Genomic DNA, 5,030 nt, shown 5'->3' with positions numbered 1-5,030 from the left:
ATAAAAATTACAAATAATACAAAAATATCATTCAAATAAAACTAAAAAGTTAAAAAGAAAAACTAAAAATCTAAAACCATTATTTAAAATTCAAAAAACCTTTATATAAAATATTGTTTTTAATATAGGGATCGGATTCATCCGACCCGAAGATAGACGGGTTCGATAAATCGAATCCCTACACTTGAACCCTAATTTTCTTCTCACAATACTAACGACTATTCACTATTCACTAACGACTAATTTATTTAATCAACAAATTCCCTAAAAACAACATTGGCCAGAAAAATACCCTTCTTGGTCAATTTTATCTGACAATCATCTTTTAGTAATAGTCTTAAATTAACTAATTTATTAATTTGTTTGTGAAAGATACTATTCATATCAACTTTAAATCTTTTTAAAAATTCTTTAAAACTTACCCCATCTTTAGTCCTTAAGCCTAAAATTAAGGTTTCTATCATTCTTTTTCTTAAGGATAATTTTTCTCCATGGTCGACAGGTAATTTATCATTGCTTATTTCTTTGATATATTTTACCGGATCTTTAAAATTTGAATAACGATACCCTCTTATAAAAGAATAGGCTCCCGCCCCTATCCCTAAATAGGGTTGATTTTGCCAATAAATAAGATTATGAAGCGATCTCTTATGAGGTTGGGCAAAATTCGCAATTTCATAATGCTCAAAATGATTCTTTTTTAAAAAACTAATTGCCCAATGGTACATAACAAATTCATCATCTTCCGTGGGAAGCTTCAAGTTATTTCTTTGGTGTTCTTCATAATATTCTGTTCCCTCGTTTATGGTAAGATTATATAAGGATAAGTGATCTGGATACAAGGAAACAGCTTTTTTCAAAGTAGCTTTAAAATCTTCGGTAGTTTGGCCCGGTAGAGCAAACATGATGTCTAAATTGATATTGTTAAAGCCTGCTTCGCGAGCTAAATGAAAAGTATCGATAATATCCTGGGTATTATGTATTCTACCTAATTTCTTTAACAATCTATCACTAAAACTCTGTGCTCCTAAACTTAATCTATTTATTCCCGATCCAATGAGGAATTTTATTTTTTCACCATCTAACGTCCCAGGATTTGCTTCAATAGTTATCTCTGCATTTTGTTCAATATTAAATTTGTCTTTACAAAAATCTAATATATTGCCAATCTGTACTCCGGGTAAAATGGTGGGAGTCCCTCCCCCTAAATAAATAGTTTTTATGCGGCTCTTTTTATATTTTTGGGAATAGATCGATATCTCCTTAAATAACGCGGAAATGTATGAGGAAATTTGATTATCTTCCTTCAAGGGGTAAGAATTGAAATCGCAATAAGGGCATTTTGCTTTGCAAAAGGGAAAATGTAGATATAATCCTAATTTCATTATTTATCACCTGACTAAATTTTTAATATCCCTAAAAAAGCTTCTTGAGGTATTTCTACCTTCCCAATTTTCTTCATTCTTTTTTTACCAGCTTTTTGTTTTTCCAATAGTTTTCTTTTCCGGGTAATATCTCCTCCGTAGCATTTTGCCAGGACATCCTTTTTTAAGGCTTTTATGGTTTCTCGAGCAATAATTTTCCCTTCAATAGTCGCTTGCAAGGGAACTTCATACATTTGCCGGGGAATAATTTCTTTCAATTTTTCTACTATCTTTCTTGCCCGTGTATAAGCCTTATCTTTATGTATGATAAAAGATAGAGCATCTACTAATTGATGATTAACTAATATATCGACTTTTACTAATTCGGAGGATTGATATCCTATTATTTCGTAATCAAGCGAAGCATAACCGCTGCTTATAGATTTTAATTTATCATAGAAATCTAAAATAATTTCGTTTAAAGGCAGATGATAATCCAATCTTATAATGTTTTCGTCTATATATTCCATGTTTTTGAAGGTTCCTCTTCTCTCTTGAACTAAATCCATAATCCCCCCAATGCATTTACTGGGAGTGATAATGTTCACTTTTACATAAGGTTCTTCAATTTTATCAATATCATTTCTGGAAGGGAAAGATGAAGGATTACTTATTTTTAATATTTCTTTATTTTTTTTAATTACTTGATACATTACACTAGGAGTAGTAGCGATTAGACTAATGTTATATTCCCGTTCTAATCTTTCCTGAATAATTTCCATATGCAGCAATCCTAAAAATCCACATCTAAAGCCAAAACCTAAAGCTTCCGATGTTTCGTCTTCACTAAAAAGAGAGGAATCGTTCAATTTAAGCTTTTCCAAAGCAATCTTTAAGTTTTCGTATTCCTTATTATCAATAGGATAGAGGCTGCAAAAAACCAAAGGTGTAACTTTTTTATACCCGGGCAGCCTCTCTCGGGATGGATTAGTGGCATCGATAATAGTATCCCCTACATGAGTATCTTTAATATTTTTAAATCCGGCAATAATATATCCTACTTCTCCGGCAGTAAGTTTATTTATGGATTGCATTTTAGGCCGGAAAATCCCTATTTCTGCTACTTCATATTTTAGGTTATTTGACATGGTTTGAATCATCATACCCGGTTTAATGACGCCGTCAACTAACTTAACATAAACAATGGTTCCTTTGTAGGGATTGTAGACCGAATCAAATATAAGTGCCCTTAAGGGTAAACTTGAACTTCCTGGGGGTGGGGGAATTTTATTAACTATGGCTTCTAAAATATCAGAAGTACCGATCCCCTCTTTGGCACTGGCTAAAATTACTTCCTCTTCTTTTAGCACTGAAATATTTTCTAATTCTTTAATAGCTCTATCTGTATTGGCTGTAGCCAGATCAATTTTATTAATAATCGGAATAATTTTTAAATTATTTTTTAGAGCTAAATTGATATTTGCTATAGTTTGAGCTTGTACCCCTTGAGAAGCATCAACTACCAATAAAGCACCTTCACAGGCAGCGAGACTACGAGATACTTCATATGAAAAATCGACATGTCCTGGGGTATCAATCAAATTGAAAATATATTTTCTGCCATCTTTAGCTTGGTAATATAATCTTACTGCCTTTGATTTAATAGTTATTCCCTTTTCTCTCTCTAAATCCATATCATCCAATATCTGCTCTCTTTTTTCTCTTTCCGAAATTGTTCCGGTAAATTCCAGCAGCCGATCAGCTATAGTGGATTTTCCATGATCAATATGGGCAATGATAGAAAAATTTCTAATATTTTCAATATTACAATGATAATCATCCAACATTATTTACTCTTTACTCCTTAAGATTGTTTTTAAGCTTTGTTTCAAATATCTAATTTCCTTTACTCTTAGTATATAACTAATCATAAAATATACCAAACTACCGCTAATAATAGAAGCGGTTACTTGAATAATCTGGTTATATTTACTATTTAAATCTAATATCTTACCAAAATAATTTTCCACTAAAATACAGGCTATTCCTAAACCTATTGAAGATATAACAATTTTTGTCAAAAATGATGTTTGGGATCTTAATCCGAGATTGCCTATTTTATTCTGCAAAAATTTTAATAATATAATTAGATTCATTATGGCTGCTATTGAGGTAGCCAAAGCTAAACCGGAATGAGCCAAATATCTAATTAAAATTAAATCCAATCCAATATTTACCAATACGATATAGATGCCGATCTTTACCGGGGTTTTAGCATCTTTCAAAGCGTAGAAACACATGGTAATTAATCTTACGCAGGCATAGGCGAATAAGCCAATAGAATAATAAAATAAGGCACTGGCGGTCATCTGGGTGGAACTGCTACTAAATATACCATGTTCGTATACTAAGCGAATTAATGCATCTTTTAATACCATTAATCCCATAGCTGACGGAAGAGTGAAAAATAATAAGATTCTTAGACCAAATAGCAATGATTTTTTAAGTTCAGCAATATCATTTTCTACGGTTTGTTTGGCCAATGTTGGAAAGATAGCAATAGAAATAGCAATTCCAAATGCGCCCAGTGGAAATTGTACCAATCGATTGGAATAATATAAAGCTGAAATACTACCGTCAATCAAAGTAGAAGCCAGCGTCTTATCCACTACGACATTAATCTGGGTAACCGCTAAACCTATTATTGCCGGAATTAATAATTTTAATAATTTTTTGGTACCCGGATCTTTAAGATCCACTACAAAACTATATTTTATCTTCTTTTTTATTAATTCCGGAGTTTGTATCAATGCCTGGCCTATTCCCCCTAATAGTACTCCCCAGGCAATGCTAAATATCCCATACTTTACACTAAAAATAAAAGCAAAAGCAATAATCGAAATATTGAGCATAGCCGGTGATAAAGCAGGTATTAAAAAATGGTCATAGGAATTCAATATACTCATAAAAAAAGCGGCAACTGCTACAAAGCCTATATAAGGGAACATAACTCTAGTAAGTTTGATAGCCAATTGATATTTATCTATATTGCTTTTAAAACCGATAGCAATTATATTTATCAACCAGGGGGCTGCCCAAATACCTAAACCTACCATAATGATTAAGATTATAATTAAAATATTTAATACATTGCTAGCAAAATATTCAGCTTTTTTCCTATCGTGATTGCTTAAATAGTCCGCAAAGGTAGGGATAAATGCTGAATTTAAAGCACCTTCTCCCAAAAAACTCCTGAGTAGATTAGGAATCATAAAGGCGATAAAAAAAGCATCGGTTTCCCAACCTGCACCGAATCTATTGGATATTACTATTTCTCTGGCTAATCCCAATACCCTGCAAAATAGGGTGGCTATGATTACTGTTCCTGCGTATTTAACGATTTTATGTTTTGATTCCATTAATCTCCCTTTTTCTATATCGAGTTCCAGTAAATACATTATATTTTTAGCAAATAACATATGCATTCTATTCGATATTATAGTGTACAAATAACATTTATATCAAATAAAAACTATTTCAAATAAAGTGTTTCTTCCGACGTAGGGGTCGGATTCATCCGACCCCTAAAAGACGGGTTTGATAAATCGAACCCCTACACTTTAATCCTAATTTTCTTCACTGGATACTGGATATTCGATACTTGCT

Annotated in this window: 3 protein-coding genes; all 3 read right to left on the bottom strand. The window is 32.2% G+C overall.

From position 1 onward, the window contains the following. Nucleotides 1–248 precede the first annotated feature (248 nt). The 3 genes from ENO17_03300 to murJ are packed head-to-tail and all read right to left on the bottom strand — an operon-like array spanning nucleotide 249 to nucleotide 4,849. Nucleotides 249–1,385: an oxygen-independent coproporphyrinogen III oxidase gene (locus ENO17_03300; protein HER24063.1), complete on the bottom strand. Its 1,137-nt coding sequence runs from the start codon at nucleotides 1,383–1,385 to the stop codon at nucleotides 249–251. A 14-nt stretch (nucleotides 1,386–1,399) separates the two neighbouring features. Continuing rightward, nucleotides 1,400–3,211 (bottom strand): elongation factor 4, encoded by a 1,812-nt coding sequence (locus tag ENO17_03295; protein ID HER24062.1) that lies wholly within the window; start codon nucleotides 3,209–3,211, stop codon nucleotides 1,400–1,402. Between the two features lie 3 nt (nucleotides 3,212–3,214). Then, nucleotides 3,215–4,849, bottom strand: coding sequence for a murein biosynthesis integral membrane protein MurJ (murJ, locus tag ENO17_03290; protein HER24061.1), 1,635 nt, complete (start codon nucleotides 4,847–4,849; stop codon nucleotides 3,215–3,217). Between the last annotated feature and the right edge of the window lie 181 nt (nucleotides 4,850–5,030).

This window comes from Candidatus Atribacteria bacterium (genome assembly GCA_011056645.1).
Taxonomy (GTDB): Bacteria; Atribacterota; Phoenicimicrobiia; order Phoenicimicrobiales; family Phoenicimicrobiaceae; genus Sediminicultor; species Sediminicultor quartus.
This window is presented reverse-complemented; position numbering and strand designations above follow the sequence as displayed.